The following is a 19,603-nucleotide window of genomic DNA, read 5'->3' as shown; positions in this document are numbered from 1 at the left end:
TCAGCGGTTCTTCGCGACGCGGTCCACGCGCTCCAAGTAGTCCTGGACGCTGCTGAGGGGGCGCAGGGTCTGGGCCCGCTCCAAGAGGCGCAGGGCCGGCGCGTAGTCGCCACTGTCCACCAAGACCTGGGCGTGGCGCACCTTGGCCTCGGCCTCGAACTCTTCCAAGTTCGAGGCGCGTTCGTAGTAGTAGATCGCCTTCTGCGGATCGTCGTTGCGGCGCGCGTGGTCGCCGAGCAGCAGCAGCGCGTCGCCGTCGAAGGGGTCCAGGGCCACGACCTGTTCGAGGATCGCCGCTTCCTCGTCGCCTGCGCCTTCGATCAGGGACAGGCGTGCCTTCAACTTGAGCAGCTCGACGCGGCCCGCGTCGTCCAATGCATCGCCGAAGCGCCACTCGATGCGCCCGATCAGCTCGCGGGTGGGCTCCAGGGCTCCGCGGGCGGCGAGGATGCCCGCCGCTCGCATGGGTCGGGCGAGTTCACCGGACAGGTCCATGTCGAGGGCCCGGGCGTAGGCGTCCGCTGCCATGTCGAACAGCTTCTCGTTGACGTAGATGTCGCCCAGGGTGGTCAGGCTACCGACGGTCGACCCGCCCAGACGGTCGACGAGCTCGTAGTTCTCGGCGGCGTGGCCGGCGTCCCCCTGGCCGATGAAGGCATTGGCCTGCAAGAGCCAGAGCTCGGCGCGATCGGGGTCCTCCGCGATCATCGACTCGGTCAGGGAAACGGCCTCGGCGAAGCGCTTCTGGTTGAAGAAGCAGCGCGCCAGCCCCATGCGCCAGTCGGGCGTGACCGGATCGAGCATGGTGGCCATGCGGAAGGCCGACTCCGCGGCCATGTCCTGGCCCAGGTTCATGCGGGCGATGCCCAAGAGGCCGTAGGTCGTGGCGTCCCCGCCGCCCAGCTCCAGCACCTCGGTGAAGGCCGCCGCCGCGTGGGAGAACTCGCTCTGGCGCGCGCGCACCAGGCCCAGGTTCTTCCAGGCCCGCAGGAACTTGGGGAACTTCTCGACCGCGGCCTCGTAGGCCGACGCCGCCTGATTCAGCTCGTCCGCCTGGAAGTGGATGTTCGCCAGGGAGAAGTCGAACACCGCGCTCGAGGCGTCACCACGCTGTTCGCGCATCAAGGTCGCCGCCTGGTCGACCTTGTCGGCGCTCATCAGGTCGAGGAACTCTTGCATGGTCTCGCGCTCGAGCTCGGTCAGCCGGGGTTCGACCTCGGTCTGGGCCATGTAGCTCTCGGTGAAGCGCCGCTGGAACTTCGGGTCGGTCCACAGGGGCAGCTCCAGACGGCGCTGGGGCATCGCGGCCACCGCGCTTCCGACGGAAGCGCGGGTCAGTGCCGCCGCGGTCGGAACCGAGGCCGCGGCGGTCCCGCGCGGAGCAGCCTGGGCCAGGGGCGCGAAGTCGCGCACCTGGGTCGAGGTCCCCGCGCAGGAGGCGAGCAGGCAGGCGAGTCCCGCGGCGATGCCCACCAGGCGCCCCTGCCCCGAGGTCGCGGTCTGCCCCGCGGCGCTGCGCGAGACGGTCGTTTGGAGTCGTTGCATGGTCTTTGGCCTCAGGACTTGGGGAAGGTGATCGGGACGCGCATGCGGAAGCGCACCGGCTGGCCGCCGCGCTTGCCCGGCTCGAAGCGCCACTGGCGCACGGCCGCGAGCGCAGGCCGTTCGAAGGCCGGGTCCGGCGACGACTGCACGCGCGGGTTCTCCACGCGCCCCTGCTCGTCGACGATGAAGATGATGTAGACGGTGGCGGGCGCCAGGCGCCGCGTCTTGGCGTCCTGCACCGGCTGGGTCTGGTAGACGGCGCGGGGACGTTGGTCGAGGTCGGCCAGGGAGAAGAGCTCAGCCACGTCGGCGCCGCCCTGGCCGAAGCCGCCGAGCTTGATCTCGAAGTCGCCCTGCAGCAGCCCGTCGCCGAAGCTCGGGTTGAGCGCCAGCTCGAGCTGCGAGAGATCCAGCAGCTGCCGCTCGGGCTCGAGCTCCGGCGGCTCTTCCTCCGGTTCCTCCTCCGGCGGCGGCGGCTCCTCCTCGGGTGCCGGGGGCGGCGGCACCTCGGCCACCTCGAAGGCCTCGATGCGACTCTCGCGCGGCGCGCGGTCGGTGATCGCCTGCAGCAGCGGCAGCACGAAGAAGATCGCCGTGGTCGAGACCACGGCTCCGATCAGGACCTGGACGCCATGGGACAGGCGCTCGCGCAGGGGTACGTCGCGGGATTCCGTGACCATGGCGCCCTCAGCCCCCCGTGGCCAGAGCCGCGACGCTGACCTTCTCGGCGCCCGCCGCCTTGGCCTCGCCGATGATCTGCACCAGAAGGCCCGAACCGGAGTTCTTGTCCGCCTGGACGATGATCGGCACCGGATCCTTCTGCAGCATCTGACGCACCAGGGGCTGTACGCCGCCGATCCCGATGTTGCGCCCGTCGTAGACGATCTCGCCTGCGGCGGTGAGAGCGATCAAGAGGCTGGTCTTCTCGAGCTGCGAGGCCGAAGCCGCCTCCGGGCGATCGACCTCGACCCCCGTCTCCTCCACGAAGACCGTGGTCACGATGAAGAAGATCAGGAGGATGAAGACGCAGTCGATCAGCGGCGACATGTCGATGCCGGTCTCGCCCTCGTCGTCCGCGATGGATTCGCTGAAACGTCCCATGGTCAGTGCTCGTTGGTTGGTCGTTGGTGTCTCGGAGGGCGCTCAGCCCGCGGCCTCGCCACCGGTCCCGGCGGCGCTCCCAGCGGCCGCACGCGCGGACAGGCTGTTCCGCAGGGTCTGGGCCACGCGCGCCAGGGCCTCGCGACGGGCGCGCTGCTTCACCTTCCGGTGCGTACGCTGGTAGACGGATTGGGTGCAGACCGTCTCCAAGTGCGCCAGGAAGGCCTTGTAGCCCTCGAAGCGGCGCCGCAGTTGGTACTGGAAGAAGAGCCCGGGCAGGGCGATCACGAGTCCCGTCTCGGTCGTGATCAGAGCCTCGGAGATGCCGGCGGCGACCATGCCCATGGTCTTGTCGCCGCCGCCGCCCGAGGAGAGGGCGCCGAAGGTCGAGAGCATCCCGGTGACCGTCCCGAGCAGGCCCACGAGCGGCGCGGCGCTGACACAGATCTTCATCACCTTCAAGTCGCGCTCGAAGGGGATCGTCTCGGTGGCGCGCATGTGCTTGAAGAACACCGCGGTCTCCTCGATCGAAGACCCCCCGGTGACCAGGTCGAGCAGGTCGCCGATCGGACCCCGACGCTGGGCCGGGTGGTCGATCCAGTCGCGCCAGGTGCGCTCGGGAACCGACTGGAAGCCGGTCTCCTCGAGGCGCAGGTGCACGTGCACCCCCATGGCGAACATCACCAGCGCGATCACCGCGATGGCGATCATGGCCAGCCCGCCCTGGGTCCAGATGTCGATCGCCTGTTGCCAGATCAGGCCCAGTTGACCGAGTGCGCGTTGGAAGAACTCGTCCATGGCGCTCAGCTACGACTCGAGGCCGGGGGCACGACGCGACCTGCGCCGGACGAGCGGCCCGCGGCCTCGCTCTCGTCCACGAGGGGGCCGAGCAGGTCGTTCAGCACCTCGCTCACCTGACGCCGGACCAGCTCGGGGTCCGAGGGCATCAGAGTCACCGAGTCCTCGCCGTCGCCGCCCGACGAACCGCCGCGGCGCTTCGACGGCATGCGGCTGACCTCGTTCATGAAGGCCACGGCCGAGGTCTCCATCTCACCCACGATCCCTCGCGCCTTGCGCGAGAGGAACGCGTGCAACATCAGCGACGGGATCGCGACGATCAGGCCGTACTTGGTCGTGATCAGCGCCTCGGAGATGCCGCCCGAGAGCATCTTCACGTCGCCGGATCCGAACAGCGTGATCTGCTTGAAGGTGTTGATGATGCCGGTCACGGTGCCCAGCAGACCGAGCAGCGGCGCCGAGGCGGCGCAGATCGCGATGAAGGGCAGCATGCGGTTCAGGCGCAGGCGCGTGGTCAGCACGGTCTCGTACATGACCTCCTCGATCAGCTCCCGCGGCTGGCGCAGGTGCTCCACGCCGGCTGCCAACATGCGACCGACCGGGCCGCGCATCTTGCGGGCCTGGCGCTCGGCGGCCTCGACGTCGCGCGAGCGCACTGCGTCGAGCAGCCCCGCGAGCTGCGCCTTCGACGGACGCCGCACGAAGGAGAGCGACAGCCATTTGAAGATCGCGACCACCAGGGCCACGGTGGCCATGCCCAGGATCGGCCAGATCACCGTGCCGCCCTTCTCGAGCTCCCCGATGAAGGTCTCCTCGGTGGCCGCGATCTTGTGCGCGTTGCCGAGGGTCGTGTCGACCGGGAACAGGCCGCCGCCAGCGGTGACCAGAGCCTCGGCCGCAGCCGCATCCTCGCGCTCCTCGAAGGCAACCACCCGCGGCTGCGTCGACTTGGCGAGGTCCTCGACCGTCCCCACCTGACGCCCGTCGCGCGAGCGGAACAGGGCCAGGGGCCCGGCCAGCAGGAAGGTGCCGTTCTCGACCAGCCCGTCGCTACCCACCGCGCGACCGTCGAAACGCGTGCCGCCGGCCGCCTCCATCAGCCGATCGATGGATTCGTCGAGCAGTCGCGACTGCTCGAGGAAGACCTCTTGCTTGGTCAGCGCGTCGTTCTCCGGCGCCAGGCCCGCGGCCTCGAGGACCTCCTCGTAGCGCTGGCGCTCGGCGATGTGGAGCGAGGCCTTGAAATTGCGGATGTAGTCGACCAGCAGCGTCGACAGGAAGGCCGTCTCGTCCTCCAGGTCCTCGATCTGCCCGGTCAGCCGGGTCAGGTCCAGGGCGCGGGTGGCCAGGGTACGCGAGACCTGGTCGAACTCGGCGCGGGCGTCGCGGCGTCGCTGCTCGAGCTCGGCCAGCTCACGGCTGAGCGGCAGCTTCTCATCGACGATCCGCGTCTGCAGGGCCTCCAACTCGGCGACGCTCGACTCGAGCTCCGCTTGAATCGACTCGGCGGCCTCCACGAAGCCGCCCACCGGCGGAGCGTCCGTGGTGAGGTCGACCTGGGCCGTGGCCCGGGGGCCCTGCGCCAGCAGCGCGGCAAGGGTCAGGGCGAGGACGCCCACGTTGTGTTGCATGTCCATGGTGCTTGGCTCCGCGCGCGTCAGTCGACCTGGATCGGCAAGCGCACGAAGGACGCCGGCCGCTCTTGCTTGTAGACCTCGATCGCTGCCGCGATCTCGGGGGCCGCGTCGTCGCGCGGCGTCCAGACCCAGCCCTGAGCGGTCGGCCGCCCGACGCCCGCCGACTTGCCGTCGCCGGTGACGAAGTAGGCCTGGCCCAGACCCAGGTACATGGCGGAGACCTCGGCGCTGTTGCCGCTCGAGAGCTCGCGCACCTCGCTGGTGACGGAGATCTCGCGGTTGAACTTGCCCACCTGGTCGAGGATCCCGACCACGTTGCGGTAGCGCTCGGCCAGGCCCAGCTTGGTCTCGGCCCCCGCCTCGGGGAGCTGTTGGATCAGGGGCCGCACCCGCTCGAGGACCGGATCGGGCAGGCGCACGAGCAGCTCACGCACGCGGCCCTCCAGAGCTTCCACGCCGGCCGCGAGCCCGGCGGAGGACTCCTTCAGCCGCTCGTGGGTCGCCACCAGCTCCTCGCGCTTGGTGTCGGTCTCCGAGATCTGCGCCCGACCGGCGGCGATATCCTCGTCCAGCGACGCGATCGAGTCGCGCATCAGCTCGACCTCGCTGGTGAGCAGCTCGCGACCCAGACGCCACTGCTCGCGCTCGGACGAGATCAGCCGGCGGGTCTGGACCCAGCTCTCCAGGGCCGTGCGCGTGCTCTCCAGCTGAGAGCCGTCCTGCACGGGCACCGCGGCGCCCACGAGGGCGGCGGCGGCCAAGCCGGTCACGACCGCCGAGGCGATCGTGATCCTGCGGAAACCGGGGCGTTGTTGTGTGGTGTTGTTCATGGTCGTGGTCCGCGCGCCTGGCGCGGAGCTCTCTGTGTTCTCAGGGCTAGCTAGAAGGAGAAGCTGAGGCCCAGGGAGACCTCGATGCCGCGGGTGTAGGAGGTCTTGACCTGCTCGCCCTCGATGTACTGCGAGCGGTAGACCTCCTGGATCGCCGGGTCGGTCAGGTTCTTGAGTTGGATCCGCAGCACGCCCGACTTCGAGATCGGCTGCTGCAGACTCAGGTTCAGGGTTCCCACCTGCTTGGCGTAGACGTCGGGCACGTAGTTGTTGTTGCTGATGCCCGCGCCCGCCACCAACGTGTCGCCCTGCACCGTGTAGAACAGGCCGATCTGGGTGCCGTGCCCCTCGACGTCGTAGGTCAGGAACAGGTTGTAGAGGTACTCGGGAGCGCTCAGGAGGTCGCGCTGCTCGGTGGGGAAACCCAGGTCCGCGAACTCCGCCGCATCCTCGCTGGGCAGGATCACGTTGGACTCGATGAAGGTCGCGTTGGCGCCCACGGTCAGGCCGTTCAGGTCGCGGTCGTAGCGACCAAGGTCCTGGCGCGCCTCGAACTCGAAGCCACTGAGCGTCCCCTTCGGGTAGTTGACCGGCGTGGTGAAGCTGAAGCCGTTGGGCGACAGGTCCTGGATCAACTCGATCGCGTCGTCGATGTCCTTGTAGAACCACGAAGCCGACAGCAGGCCGCCCTCGTAGGGCCGGAAGTCCGCGCGCAGGTCCCAGTTCTCGAGCGAGCTCATGCCCAGGTTCGGGTTGCCGATGAAGATCGGACCGCCGACGAACTCCTGTTGGATGATCGGAGTCAGCTCGCGGAAGGTCTGGCGCGCGATCGTCTGGGACCAGGATCCGCGCAGGGTCCAGCGGTCCGACGGCTCCCAGACCAGGGCCAGGGCGGGCAGGATGTCGTCCCGCTGGAAGTCCACGTCCGCCGCGCCGGGCGTCAGGACCTCGAGCGCGTCCTTGCCGGGCGGAACCCAGAAGACGTCCGCCTCGGGGAGGTTCTGGATTCCGATCTGCGTCGACTCGAAGCGCGCGCCGCCGATCAGGCTCCAGTGGTCGTCCAGCGGAAAGTCGACCATCCCGTACCAGGCGAAGATGTCCTGTTGGCCGTCGTAGTCGACGTCGGTATCCGAGGCGATGATCGCGTGGTCGATCTCGTCGGGCCAGGCGTCACTCCAGAACTCGTCGAAGCCGGCCACGAACTCGTCACCGGAGTCGCCGGGGTTGGTGAAGGTGTCCTGGTCGTACTTGCGCTCGACGCTGTCGTCGTAGGCGCCGAACTCGATGAAGCCGTCCATCCCCTGGCCGCGCTCGAAGGGGAAGCGCAGCTCGAGGGCGAGCTGCTCGCTGTTCTCCTCGATGCGCCGGAAGACCCGCTGCAAGTTGCCGAAGTTGATGTTCGCCCCGGGCTTGAAGGGGGCGTAGACCGGGTCGGTGGTGATGTCCGGGATGATCCCCGGGATCCCCGGCTTGAAGGAGGCCGGCTTCCACAAGGTGCCGAACTGGCGGCTGTCCGGCTGGTTCAGGTTGGCCGAGCTCAGGGCCGCAGACCACTCCAGCTCGGGCGGTCCGAAGGACGCGCCAGCGGCCTCGCCCAGCTCGTCGCGACCCAGGGAGTGCTGACCGGAGAGCTGCAGCGAGCCGGTCCAGCGCTCGGTGTAGGTCAGGGTCTGGCTACGCAGGTAGGGCGCGGCATCGATGTTGTTCGTGTTGTGCCCCGGATCCATGGGATCGTTCGGGTCGTAGTCCGGCTGGCCCAGGACGTCCTTGACGTAGTACTCCTTGCCGCGCGTGTCGACCGCCAGGGTCGCGGTGTCGTCGGCCGTGCGGGAGTACAGGTAGGACAGGCCGATGGTGTTCAGCTCGGACGTCACGCCGAAGGTCGCCAGGCCGCCCCAGCGCACGGATTCCGAGCCCTTGGTCACGTCGAACAGGGCGGTCTTGAAGTCGCCGTCCCCCACCGAGCCCTGCTTGGCCTCGGGGGTCAGGGGCGTACCCGGACCGCCGTCGATCCAGTAGGAGTCGTTGATGCCGTTGTCGTAGAAGCTGCTGTCGCGTTCGTAGAACAGGCCCAGGAAGCCGCCGATGCGCCAGTCGGAGTCCAGGTCGCGGCTGCCGCCCATGGCCGCGCCGAGCTTGTACTGGGCCGGCGCGCTGCCGCGTGAGGTACCGACGGCCCCGTCCCAGTCGCCGCCGATGTTCTCGCCCTGCACGTCGTTGCCGGCGTTGACGCCGAAGGCGTCGACCCCGCCGCCCGCGTAGGTCAGGAAGTCGTCGCGACCGTAGACGTTGGTGTTGCTCGAGACCTGGGCCTTGAACTGCAGGATCGACTCGTCCGGGACGCCCTTCAGGACCACGTTGACCGCGCCGCCGGAGGCATCACCCTGCTGGTCGGGGGTGAAGGTCTTGGAGACCTGGATGCTCTCGATCGCCGCGGAGGGGAACTGGTCCAGGTCGACGGCGCGCTTCTCCGCGTCGGCGGAGGGCAGTCGCACTCCGTTCAGCTGGGAGCTGATGTAGCGGTCGGGCAGGCCGCGGATGACCGCCGACTTGCCATCCTTGACGGTGGCGCCGGGGACCAGTCGCAAGGCGCTGGCGGCGTCGCTGGCGCCGGCGCGGCTCATCAGCTCCGAGCCGATCGAGTCCATCAGCGACGAGCTCTCGAAGCGCAGGCCGAGCAGCACCAGCTCCGCGCCGCCGCCCAGTTGAAGAACGTCCTGGACGATGAACTCCTCCATCTCGGTGAAGTCGCCCTTGAGCGCGGTGTCGGCCTCGGTCAGGGCACCGGCGCCGACCGCGACCGTACTGACCTGGCGCACGTAGCCGTCCTTGGAGAACACCAGGGTGTAGGTCCCCGCCGGCAGCTCCGACAGCAGGTAGGTGCCCTGGCTACTGGTCTCGGCCTGGGCGCCCGTCTCCACCACCAGCACGGTGGCTCCCTGCAACGGCGCCTCGAAGTCGCGGTCGAGGACCGTGCCGCGCACCGAGCCGGCGCCGTCCTGACTGGCGGCCGAGAGCGGCGCGGTCAGCTCCACGGCGGCCAAGAGCGCGAGGCCGAGGCTCCACAGGGCCGTTCCTTTGCTGCGCTGGACGCAGGTGGACAGCCGAACGAACACGGTTCGTGAATGCACGCCTAGGGGGAGGACGTTTGGGGGGGCGGGCGGATTTCGGCCCACCCGGGACGGACCCCGGACCCTGTTCGCAGCGCTCGCGGCGCGCGCGGAGGTCCCGGGCTCGGGGGATCCGGGTGGATCCAGGGCGGCGCGTCGCTCTCGTCAAGAGCTGGGGTCGCGCGCGTTTCGTCGACTCGATGAAGGCCTCTCCATCGATCGGGCGCGGACTGTAAAGACGCCGGATCAAGCGCAGATCAATGGGCCTTGCAGAGTGGGTCAAGCCAGCGCGCGCGAACACGCCTCGCACATGCGAGCGGCCCGCTGTCGAGGATCTCGACAACGGGCCGCGGGGCGGTCGGCGACTCGATCGAGTGTCCTGGATCAGCAGTTCGTGTTCCGAGTCGACGGCGAAGGACTGCCGATCACCACGGATCGCCGAGTCCCGCGTGGATCGCGCGCAATCGCAGCCACAACTCCTCGTTCGGCTCCACACCGTGACGAGCCATGGCCAGGCATGTGTCCGCCAGGTCGAGGGCGCGCGGGCGCGAGTTGGCGTTGAGCGCGCCGTCCTCGATGGTCAGCTCGAACACCGTCGCAGCGGCGGGCCCGTCCCCCATCTCGGCCAGGGCCTCCGCCAAGGGGCGCAGGGTTCGCGCGCGGAACATGGTCGCCAGCTCCTCGCGGCCGGCCTTGTAGCGCGAGAGGGTGTCGGCGGCCTCCGCACGGGCGCGGTCGCCTTCGCCGGCACGGTAGCGCGCCGCGGCGAGCTGCGCGCGCAGGGGCACCTCGTGCTCGAGGGTCCACCTGCCGCCGTCGACGATGGCCAGGGCCTCTTCGACGAAGGCGCGGGCACGCTGCTCGTCACCGTGGGCGACGGATGCATCGGCCAGGGACACCAGGGCATCGATGCGCCGATCGAGCGGCACGCCGCGCCAGGAGGCCACGATCGCGTCGACCACCTGCTCACGGCGCTCCTCGTCGTCGTAGAAGCGATCGAAGAGCCGCAGACAGGCCTCGATCCCGGCCCCGGTCAGGTCGAAGGACTGCACCCGGGCGGATTCCTCGAGGAAGGCCAGGATCTCTTCGAACTCCTCGCCGCCGGCCTTCGCGGCCCGCTCGGCGCGCAGCTTGCCCGCCTCGGCGTCGATGGCGTCGGCGCTCAAGGCCTCGGCCAGGGCCGAGTCACCCAGCAGCTCGTGGGCCCGCGCCACCTGCACGCGAATACGGTCGCGGCGCCAGTCCTGATCGGTCTCGGCCACCTCGAGGGCCAGGTCCTCGTAGCGCTCGAAGGCGGAGCGCAGGTCCCGCTCGGCGCACCAGTAGGCCAGCGACGCGAAGCCGAAGCCCCTGCGCCAGTTGGGGATCTCGCGCGAGTAGCGCAGGGCGCGCTGGGGCAGCCCCAGCTCCAGGCAGGTCTCGACCACGGCCTGCTGCCCCAGTGCGCGGTTCTTGATGTGCGGCTGGAGCGGGAGCTGGGACACGGCATTGAAGGCCATGCCGAGCAGCTCGAGCTGGAACGGCGCCAGCTCGGCGTCCACCGGCAGGTCCGCGTCGAGCACCACCGCGGGGGTGGCCAGGCTCGCGAACTCCGGGACCTCGTCGCCATCCTGGACCCCGCCCAGGGCGAGGCCGGCGAAGAGGGGCAGGAACAGGGCGGCGGCGCCGCACGTGCGCAGGAGGGCGGTCGAACCGTGAATCAGGGACAGCATGTCGATCGAGTCGCTGGGAGTCGGTTGCCCCGGCGGGTTTCGGCCAGGGATGTTCGTCAGGGTCCGGCAACGGCCGACGCGGTCCTCGGCGGCAAGGAGCCGAGGACCGCGCAACCGGATCGGCCCGCGGGTGTTCACCCCCGCGGGCCGTCTTCAAAGGCTCGGAATCAGATGCCGAAGGTGAAGTCGACCGCGTTGCCGGCCGTGGTGCCGAAGGTCGTCAGGCTGACGTAGATGTTCTGGGCCGACAGGGTCGCGCCGCAGAGTTCACCGGCAAGGGGCAGGGTCACCGGCACCGAGCCGGGGATGCCGGTGTAGGCGCCGCTGGCCAGGTTGCTGGAGCCGACCAGGCCGATCAGCAGGTCGCCGAAGGGGAAGGCCGAGCAGCCCGAGAAGAAGGGCAGCGGGGTCGCCGCACCGGGCAGGCCGTAGTACAGGAAGTACAGCTGGCCGGCCGAGACGCCGCAGTTGCCGGCGGGGTCGAAGGTGAACGCGACCGACGCGCCGAGGACCGGCGCCGGGGTCAGGTTCATGCTGTCGGCGACGTTGTTCGGGCTGGTGCGCTGGGCGACCTGGGCCGAGGTGACGTCGAAGAAGCCGTAGGCGTCAGCGGCCGTCCAACCCTCCGCCCAGTTCGTCGTCGAGTCGAAGGCGCCACGGTAGTTGGCGGGGGTGTAGAAGCCGTCGGCGGGCGCGGAGCCAGCGCTGACCAGGGCGTCGTTGGTGGCGCGGGGGTCGAGCTTGACCACGCGGACCATGATCTTGCCGCCCTTGGTCTGCGGGCTGTGGCGCACGATCGAGGCGATCGGCGAGGCCGAGAGGTCGGCGATCACGTTGTTGTTGGCCTGGGCGCCGACGGAGCCGTTGGTCACGGCGCCGACGTTGATCGCCTCGGTGTAGGCGTCCGAGTTGAAGTTCCGGAAGAAGACCGAGTCCGAGATCTCGGCCAGGTTGCCGCCCTCTTGGGCCTGGTAGAACGCGGCCGGGTTGGCCGGAGCGTTGACGGTCGAGGTGACCGTGTCCGCGGTGCTCCAGGTGGAGAGCCAGTCGAGGGTGCCGTTGTGGCCGTAGCCGCTGGCGCCGTCGCCGTCGTCGCCGTCGAAGCGCACGACCTTCTCGCCGCAGTCCATGAAGATGCAGTTGCGGTACTGCATGCGGGCGTTGTCGCGCCAGGCCGTGAGGCCGTCACCGTCGACGGGCTGGCCGATCACGGTGAAGTTGTAGATCTGGCCCGTGGTCACCGGCTGGTAGTCGGAGTCCTCGGCGCCGTCGTGCTCGATGGCGTTGTCGCCGACGCCCGAGCCCTGGGAGGCGTCCAGGCTGAAGCCCTGGACGATCAGGCCGAACTGGGCCTGGCCGCGCCAGCCCTGGTCGATGTCGAAGCTGTCGTCACCGACGTTCCAGATCGAGATGTGCTTGAAGTTGACCGTGCCGCCCCAGCATTCGATGCCGTCGTCGACGTTGTTCATGATCTCGATGTGGTGGATGTCGGTGCCGCGACCGAGGCCACCCAGGGAGAGACCGTTGAGCTCGTTGTTGAGGCCGACCACGCGCCCGCCGTAACGCAGGGACACGTAGCTGAGGGTGCCCGCGTCGTAGTCGTCGTCGCCGCCGCCGTACTGGACGTCCTGGGCGTTCTGGCCGGGCTGGAGGACGAGGCCCTCCATGTTGGCGACGTTGTTGGCGTTCGGCGTGGCGGTGTTCGCACCGACCGCGTCCTCGGCGATGTAGGCGTCACCCATGATGGTGAGGTTGCCCCACTCGTTGGCGCCTTCGCGCCACTGGCCGGACTTCGGGTTGCCGCCGGTCCAGGTGGCCACGTCCTCGGTCGAGGTCATGATCACCGGGTCGGTGGCCGTGCCGTTGGCGAAGATCTGGGAGCCGCGGGTGATGGCGAGGCTGCCACCGTCGTTGCTGGCGATCACGGTGCCGGCTTCGATGGTCAGCGTCGCGCCGTTGCGGACGTAGATCTGGCCGACCAGCTCGTACTTGTTGTTGGCGGTCCAGACGGTCGACGTGGTGATGTCGGCCGTGACCTGGACGTCGGCGGCGTTGGCGACGCCGGCGAGCGCGAGGGCTGCGGAGATGGTGGTGAGGGTCTTCACGTGTGCTTGGGGCAGGGGAGTCGTGGGTTGGGAAGCAGAGCGGGGGCCGCTTGGGCCTCCTTCGGCGGGTTCGGTCGGAGCCCGATCCCGTCTCGTTGGCGCGGCAGGTTAGGGGCGCTTTCTCAACCGAAGGTCAAGCGCGCCCAAGGCTTCCGTGACGACCTGCGCCCCCCCTCACGACACGACCGAAGTCGGCGCCGACCAACGACTTCAAGCGCTCTCGACCCGACCGCGAACGCGAACCTCAAGGCCGCGCAAAGGAAGCCTCAAGCGCCGGCGAAGCGCGGCGGCGCGAGGGGACTGCGCCCCAGGTCGCGCGGCAGCTCGGCGCGGTTGAAGCCGCCCGGCGCCACGTCGTTCGGGCCGCGCGGATGGAAGATCGCAGCCAGGGCCTGGATCTGCCGCCGACCGGGCCCCAGCTCGAACTGCCCGCCGCCGTACATGGCGATGCCACGCGACTCGCAGGCCTGCACCACCCGCAGGTACTCGGCGATGGTGCCGCTGCGCGAGGGCTTGAGGTTCACGCAGCGCGGCGCGCGCTCGAGGCCGTCCAGATCCGCGAGCCCGTGGATCGCCCCGTCCCAGGTCACGCGATCCATGTGCGGCTCGAGCACCGCGCGGGTGCGCGGCGTCAGCTCGGGATCCTCGAGCCAGCAGTCCGGCAGCAACTCGGCCACCCAGCGGTACTGCTCGGCGTCGGCGGGCGGCCCCGCGAAGTCGGCGCGGTAGAGGCCCTTGAGGTCGACCACGTCGACGCGCCCGAGCGCCGCCAGGTCCGCGACCGTTGCACGGGTCCAATCGGCCCCCAGGTCGACCTTGAAGCGCGCCTCGGGATAGGCGTCCAGGAAGCGCTCGAGGGTCGCCAGGCTCGGGGGCGTGCCCAGTCCGGTCGAGATGGCGAAGCGCACCGGCTGCGGTTCCCGGCCGAGCAGCTGGCCCAGGTCGACCTCCGCCTGGGTCAGGGCCAATGCCAGGGCCGCGCTCTCCAGGGCCCAGATGCGGTAGTGGCGCGACCACTGATCGCGGGCCGGACCGGGGTGCAGGTCGACCTGCGTGAGGCGCTCCGAGAACTCCCCCACCGTTCGACTCCCGACCAGGGCCCCCAGGGCCTCGAGTCCGCCGGACTGGAAGGTGCCCTGGGCCGCGGCGTCGTAGGTGACGTCCTCGCCCTCGCCCGTCGCGCCGCCGCCGCGCAGCCGCACGACCGTCGAGCGGCGGGTCCAGCCGGACGGCGTCAGCATCTCGAGCGGAGCCAGGTCGATGCGCTCGAGCTCGAGCGGCAGTTGCAGGACGCGCTCGATCAACGCTTCTTGTAGGTCCTCTCGACCCAGCTCGCCCAGGCCTCGTCGAACTCGGCCGGGGTCAACTCGAAGCAATCCTCGAGGGCCACCACCTGGCGCTCGATCGCGGCCGCGCGGGCCTGGGCCTCGTCCCCCACCGGCGCCGCCGCGCTGACGGCGTTGAGGAATCCGCGCCGGTCGCCCTGCAGCTCCGTCAAGAGGAACTCCAGCTTCGACCAGGCGACCATGTGGTCGCGGTGGTTCAGCTCAGCGTATTCGCGCCAGGCGAACATGTCCTCGAGCGACGCGTAGAAGTCGTTGCCGACCAGGTTCAACACTCGCTGCGACCACTCGTGGTCGTCGTCGTCGATCGTTCCACCTTCGCGCAACCCGAAGGACGCGACCCAGCGCGGATCGACCTCGCGCACCACGAAGTGCCCCAGGGCGGCCTCCAACCAGTAGGGTCCGGCGCCGTTGTTGCGGCGGTAAGCGTTGGCGAAGTTGCCCGCCAGGGCCTGGATCGCGAAGCAGTGCAGGACGGTGTCCAGGGGCGTCTCGTCGTCGGCCCACATCTGCTGGGCCAGACCCTCGACGTCGAGGACGACGCCCATGCCGCCACCCTCCAGGTACCAGCGGTAGCTGACCGGGGTCTCGACCTGCAGGTAGTGGCGCTCGAAGCGACCGAACTCGCTCGAGCGCTGACACAGCACCACCACGAACTTGTTCGGTTGGCCCAGGTAGGTCCCCTGGGCCTCGTAGTCCGCGGGCTCGATGCCGAAGAGCTCGTGGAAGCGCTGGTAGGAAGCCTCCAACCTGCGGGCGAAGAGGTGCAGGCGCAGCCAGCCGTCGATCTTCTTGCGCGGTGCCTTGAGCTTGCTGCCCAGCAGCTCGCCGAGGGCCTTGACCTCCGCGGCGAGCTTCTTCTTCTCCTCGCGATCGTCCGAGTAGGCGTAGGACGTCAGGCTCGAGCCGAGCTTGAAGTGCTCGGTCTCGACGAAGAGCATCTGGCTGCCCCCCATCTCGCGCTGGACGAAGTCCGTACGGTCGTTGCCGAGGAACAGGAACGGCCCGAAGGAGCGATAACCCAGGGCCTGCATGGCCTCCGGCTGGCCCTCGGTGTAGGGGTCGACTTGCGCGAACTTCTCGCGCCCCTCTTCGTCGCCTTCATCGTCTTGCGCTGGCGCCAGCGGCGCGTGCAGTACCAAGGCCAGGCCCAGACCGAGAGCGAGCCGGAGGTAGTTGTTCGAGCGGTGGCGGGGCATGGTCGCGGTCATCGCGTGCGGCTGTGTCGATCCAAGTGCAGGTTCCGAAGGGGCAGGGACGCACCACGCGGCTCCCCGCTACGACTCGGGGCGGCGAGCGCATGCGCCCGCCGCCCCTTCAGTGGCGAGTCATTCGGCTAGCGAGCGCCGCCGGGCGGACTCGGTCCCGGCGGGTCCGCGGGCCCGGGGCCCGCACTCGACGCCGCCTCGTCCAACTCGACCGCCTTCAGCTTCAGCTTCATGGCCTCGGCGATCTCTTTCAAGACCTCGCCGCGCTCCGCATCGAGCTCGGCGATCTTGGCCTCGAGCTTCGGCAGCTTGCGCGATCCGGGGCCGTCCTCTTCGAGGATCTCGTCGCGCCGATCCGACAACTCGTTCCACCGCTCATCGGCGGCGTCGAGCTTGTCGAGCAGCTTGCCGACGGCCTTCAGGGCAGAGTCCGACTTGTCGTCGTAGGTCAGCTTCATGACCTCGCCCATCGACTTCCACAGTTCCGTACGCGACGTCTCGGACTCGAGCGCCCTGTGCGTCGCACCGTCCCGAGTCGCCACGAACAGGTGCTCGGTGGGCTCGACCTGGAACAGGTTGTGGAAGGGATGGTCCTGCTCCATCACGTCGACCGGCAGCTTCACGCAGTGGAACCAGGTCGACAGCAGGAAGGTCTTCTCGTTCTCGGCGCCGAACTTCAGGAGCGCGGCGTCGGTGCCGTTGCAGACCTTGCACTCGCGCAGGACCAAGAGCGGCCGCGGGTCGTCGCCGGCGATGTAGGCCAGCGCCTCCTCGCGCGTCAGCGCGCGCCGCACCTGGCGCGCGACCGTGTCACCGTCGTCGGCGACCTCGGGGGCCTTCCAGACCGGGAACTGCCAGTCGATGTTGAGCACCGTGCGGGCCGAGGGTCCGCGCGCGGTGACGGGCAGGGGCACCGGGGCCGGGGTGGTGGCAGCGGGAGGCGTCGATCCGGTGAGTCCGGGCGTGGGTCGTGTCCCGCCACCGGAGACGACCGGGCCCTTGCCGGGAGCAGGTTTGGGAGCCGAACTCGGTCCCTTGGAGGGGGGTGTTCATCACCCGGGCGCGGCGAGCGTCGGCGGGGCGCCGAGCATGCCGATCAGGGCGGCGCTGAGGCCCAGGGCCGTGATCTTCTTGGTGAGCATCGTTCTCTCCGAATGCCAGTGGAAGGCGGCCCGGGACCGGGCCGCAAGGATTACCGTCCTAGCTTGCATCGATCGGCAGGGTCACGCCCCTGTTTAGCGGCGCCCGCGCGGCGCGGGGTCCGCTCCCGGGTCGCCAGGCGCCCCTGCGCCCCAATCTGGATCCCGCGCCTCGACCCCGGACTAGACTCGGAACTCCACCCACCCGACCTCCGGAGATCCCCATGGACAGCCACATGCCCGCGCCCGGCCCGCTCCACCAACGCCTCGGCGCCCTGACCGGCCACTGGGCCGGACCGGAGCACATGCAGCCCTCGCCCTGGAGCCCGGAGCCCCAGACCCGCCGCGGCGCGATCCGCGGACGGATGCTCGACGGCTTCTTCGTCATCACCGAGTACGAACAGACCGACGACTCGGGCGCGGTCACCTTCCGCGGCCACGGGGTCTACTCGGTCGACCCGGAGACGGACGAGTGCCTGATGTACTGGTTCGATTCGATGGGCGGCAAGGGCGGCACGGCACGCGGTGGGTTCGACGGCAACCGGTTGGTGTTCGAGAACTCCTCGCCCATGGGCAAGCACCGCTACGCCTACACATTCGAGGACGGCTTGACCGTGTTCGAGATGGCCATGGCCCCCGAGGGCGGGGAGTGGACGACGCTGATGCGCGGCGAGTACGCGGCGGTGGACTGAGAGCCGCCCGCGCGGGCGGGACGTTGCGCCGCGACCCGTCGAGTTTCGGCGAATACACCGTCCAGTCTGCGCGCCCGGCGGCGAGAGACTCCCCGTGAACGGACCCCACTCCGCCGCCTTCGACCCCTCCGACCTGGACCTGCTCGGCCAGCGCGAGTGGATCCTGCGCCTGGCGCGCCGCATGGTCGACGATCCCGCCCTGGCCGAGGACGCGACCCAGGACACGCTGCTGGACGCCCTGCGCCAGGGTTGGAGCGGGCAGCTCCTGCCCAGCGCGCGGCTGGCGGCGATCGTTCGCAACAAGCTGCGCTCGCGTCTGCGCGCCGACAACCGCCGCCGCTGGCGCGAGGAGCAAGTCGCGCGAGAAGAGCGCGTCGCCACCCACGCCGACCTGCTCGACCAGGCCGAGGCCCACCGCAACTTGGTGGTGCACGTGCTGGCCCTCGGCGAGGGGCACCGGCTCGTGCTGTTGCAGCGCTACTTCGAGGGGCTCACGCCGCGCGAGATCGCGCGCCGGGAAGGCACCTCGCCCGAGACCGTCAGTCGTCGCCTCAACCGAGCCCACGCCGCCCTGCGCGAACGGCTCGAACGCGACGGGGGCGAAGCGGGTTGGCTCGGGGCGTTCGCGCCATTGGTATCCCCCGGGATTCGGCGACCGTCGTGGGTCGCGTCGGTGTCCCCGCCCCTGTTCCCCATTCTTGCGATGAAGATCCTCGTCGGTGCCGCAGTCCTGACCTCCGTCGTCGTCCTCGGGCTGGTGCTCCTGACTCAGGATCGCCCTACCTCGTCGCTTCGCCCTGAAACCGATTCCGCGACCGTCGTCGCGATCATGGTCCCCCAGCGGCCAGGGTCCGAGTTGGCGCCAATCGCTGAGCCCGGACCGGCCGAGCGGACCGCAGGCGCGCCGGCAACGCCCGACGCGACTCCGCGCGCCACACTGGAGGGCACGATCGTCGACGAGAGCGAGAACCCGGTACCGGGCTTCGAGCTGCGCTTGCGCGACGGGTCTGGACGCCAGTGGTCGGCCCCGAGCACTGAGGACGGTCGCGTCGCCCTCGCCGGGCTGCCCGCCGGCCGCGATTTGGAGTTGGCCCTGTGGCGCGGAGATGAGCTGTGGCGGACGGAGCCCGCACCCCTGCGCCTCGCGGCTGGCGAGAACGGCCCCCTTCGCTGGCAGGTCCAGTTGCACTGCACGGTGCGGGGTGTCGCCGTCGACGCGAGCGGGCGACCGGTTCCCGACGCGGAGCTGATGATCCGCCCACGGGGTCGGCATTCGAGCGAGATCGCGCGTCGGGCGATCGAGGGCGATGGTTCGATCCTCTGCAGCGCGGACGTCGAGGGTCGCTTCGAGTTCGAGCCGATCGAGCCGGGACGCTACTTGGTCGGACCAAGCGGGAGGATCTTCGAAGACATGTACCGCGACGACGGCACCCCCTATCGGCTGCGGATCCGTCATCCGGCCGCGACCGTGCTCGAGTCACTCGACGTACCCATCGGCAGCGCGCTGGTCGAGACCACGGTTCGAGTGTTCCAGGGCCACGAGATCACGGGGCGCGTGCTGTTTCCAGACGGGAGCCCCGCGGCGGACGTCGCCTTGATGGCCAAGCGCGACGACCTCGCCGGAAGCTTCACCACCGAGACCGGGGAAGACGGCAGCTTTCGCCTCGAGGCCATGGCTCCCGGCGAGTACGTCCTGACTACCGTGGCAGCCCCCGCGGGGTTCGGCCTCTTCAGAGCGCTGCGGGTCGCGACCGGGGCGCGCGACGTGGAGTTGATCCTCGACGTCGGCGGGTCCCTTTCGGGCAGCGTGATCGAACCGCGAAGCGAGACGTCGATGGAGGGTTGGTTGCATGTCCTGCAGGACGAGCATGGGCTCCAGCCGGCGGCTGGCGTGGTGCTCCCGCTCTTCGCTGGCGACGAGTTCGCCGTCGCCACCCTCGCCCCCTCCAGCTACTCCCTGCGCTTCGACTCGCTCGACCACCAGTGGTACGGCCTGCGCCGCGGCGTGTTGATCGCCGGTGGTCACGAGCTGACCGACCAACGCGTCGAGATCCTGCCCGCGGCACAGTTGCGCGTCGAGGCGGGCGACGCGGAGGGCCTACGAGTCTTCGTCGAACTACCCGATGGCGGACTCTACTGCCGCTTGCCGGTCTCCGCGGAGTCTCCGCGCACCGTCGCCGTACCGCCCGGACTTCTGATCGTCCGCCTCGAGTCCCTGGGCGAGCAGTTGGAGGAGATCGAGATCGAGACGACCGTGGGCGAGCAGACCCTGGTGCGCTTCGACGCACCCTGATCGCCCCGCGGGCGGCACGCGAACAGGACGACGCATTCGCGAAACATTCGCCCCTCGGCGCGCTAACAAGGGTCGTCGTCCGGCCACCTG

14 protein-coding genes are annotated in these 19,603 nt (G+C 69.7%); 2 read left to right on the top strand and 12 right to left on the bottom strand.

Features of this window, described 5'->3' with window-relative positions; genetic code table 11:
• The 12 genes from Pla133_RS05620 to Pla133_RS05565 all read right to left on the bottom strand — a co-directional run bounded on the left by Pla133_RS05620 (nucleotide 1) and on the right by Pla133_RS05565 (nucleotide 16,303).
• Nucleotides 1-1,545 (bottom strand): tetratricopeptide repeat protein, encoded by a 1,545-nt coding sequence (locus Pla133_RS05620; protein WP_145063335.1) that lies wholly within the window; start codon nucleotides 1,543-1,545, stop codon nucleotides 1-3.
• Nucleotides 1,546-1,556: 11 nt separating this feature from the next.
• A complete protein-coding gene (locus tag Pla133_RS05615; protein WP_145063333.1) occupies nucleotides 1,557-2,225 on the bottom strand; it encodes an energy transducer TonB in 669 nt (222 codons plus the stop codon).
• A 7-nt stretch (nucleotides 2,226-2,232) separates the two neighbouring features.
• Nucleotides 2,233-2,646 carry an ExbD/TolR family protein gene (locus Pla133_RS05610; RefSeq protein ID WP_145063332.1) on the bottom strand — a complete coding sequence of 138 codons (414 nt, stop codon included), beginning with the start codon at nucleotides 2,644-2,646 and terminating at the stop codon, nucleotides 2,233-2,235.
• Nucleotides 2,647-2,688: 42 nt separating this feature from the next.
• The gene (locus Pla133_RS05605) at nucleotides 2,689-3,444 is read right to left on the bottom strand and encodes a MotA/TolQ/ExbB proton channel family protein (protein ID WP_145063330.1); all 756 of its coding nucleotides are present in this window, start codon (nucleotides 3,442-3,444) and stop codon (nucleotides 2,689-2,691) included.
• A 5-nt stretch (nucleotides 3,445-3,449) separates the two neighbouring features.
• Complete coding sequence (locus tag Pla133_RS05600) at nucleotides 3,450-5,081, bottom strand: MotA/TolQ/ExbB proton channel family protein (RefSeq protein ID WP_145063328.1); 1,632 nt, start codon at nucleotides 5,079-5,081, stop codon at nucleotides 3,450-3,452.
• A 20-nt stretch (nucleotides 5,082-5,101) separates the two neighbouring features.
• On the bottom strand, nucleotides 5,102-5,911 hold the full coding sequence (locus tag Pla133_RS05595) for a DUF3450 family protein (RefSeq protein WP_145063326.1): 810 nt from the start codon (nucleotides 5,909-5,911) through the stop codon (nucleotides 5,102-5,104).
• 50 nt (nucleotides 5,912-5,961) lie between these two features.
• Complete coding sequence (locus Pla133_RS05590) at nucleotides 5,962-9,042, bottom strand: TonB-dependent receptor (protein ID WP_145063324.1); 3,081 nt, start codon at nucleotides 9,040-9,042, stop codon at nucleotides 5,962-5,964.
• 404 nt (nucleotides 9,043-9,446) lie between these two features.
• On the bottom strand, nucleotides 9,447-10,733 hold the full coding sequence (locus Pla133_RS05585; RefSeq protein ID WP_145063322.1) for a coiled-coil domain-containing protein: 1,287 nt from the start codon (nucleotides 10,731-10,733) through the stop codon (nucleotides 9,447-9,449).
• Nucleotides 10,734-10,900: 167 nt separating this feature from the next.
• Nucleotides 10,901-12,838, bottom strand: coding sequence for a hypothetical protein (locus Pla133_RS05580; protein WP_145063320.1), 1,938 nt, complete (start codon nucleotides 12,836-12,838; stop codon nucleotides 10,901-10,903).
• A 266-nt stretch (nucleotides 12,839-13,104) separates the two neighbouring features.
• Nucleotides 13,105-14,142, bottom strand: a complete 1,038-nt coding sequence (locus Pla133_RS05575; RefSeq protein ID WP_145063318.1) for an enolase-like domain-containing protein — start codon at nucleotides 14,140-14,142, stop codon at nucleotides 13,105-13,107.
• On the bottom strand, nucleotides 14,139-15,380 hold the full coding sequence (locus tag Pla133_RS05570; protein ID WP_145063316.1) for a hypothetical protein: 1,242 nt from the start codon (nucleotides 15,378-15,380) through the stop codon (nucleotides 14,139-14,141). The genes Pla133_RS05575 and Pla133_RS05570 overlap by 4 nt, the downstream gene beginning before the upstream one ends.
• 137 nt (nucleotides 15,381-15,517) lie before the next feature.
• Nucleotides 15,518-16,303: a hypothetical protein gene (locus Pla133_RS05565; protein WP_145063314.1), complete on the bottom strand. Its 786-nt coding sequence runs from the start codon at nucleotides 16,301-16,303 to the stop codon at nucleotides 15,518-15,520.
• Between the two features lie 449 nt (nucleotides 16,304-16,752).
• Between Pla133_RS05565 and Pla133_RS05560 the strand changes: the two genes are divergently transcribed.
• On the top strand, nucleotides 16,753-17,220 hold the full coding sequence (locus Pla133_RS05560; RefSeq protein WP_145063312.1) for a DUF1579 family protein: 468 nt from the start codon (nucleotides 16,753-16,755) through the stop codon (nucleotides 17,218-17,220).
• 94 nt (nucleotides 17,221-17,314) lie between these two features.
• Nucleotides 17,315-19,513, top strand: a complete 2,199-nt coding sequence (locus tag Pla133_RS05555) for a sigma-70 family RNA polymerase sigma factor (protein ID WP_145063310.1) — start codon at nucleotides 17,315-17,317, stop codon at nucleotides 19,511-19,513.
• Nucleotides 19,514-19,603 lie beyond the last annotated feature (90 nt).

The sequence above is a fragment of the Engelhardtia mirabilis genome (assembly GCF_007748095.1).
Lineage (GTDB): Bacteria > Planctomycetota > UBA1135 > UBA1135.
Note: the sequence above shows the minus strand (reverse complement) of the source record. Positions and strands in the feature narration are given on the sequence as shown.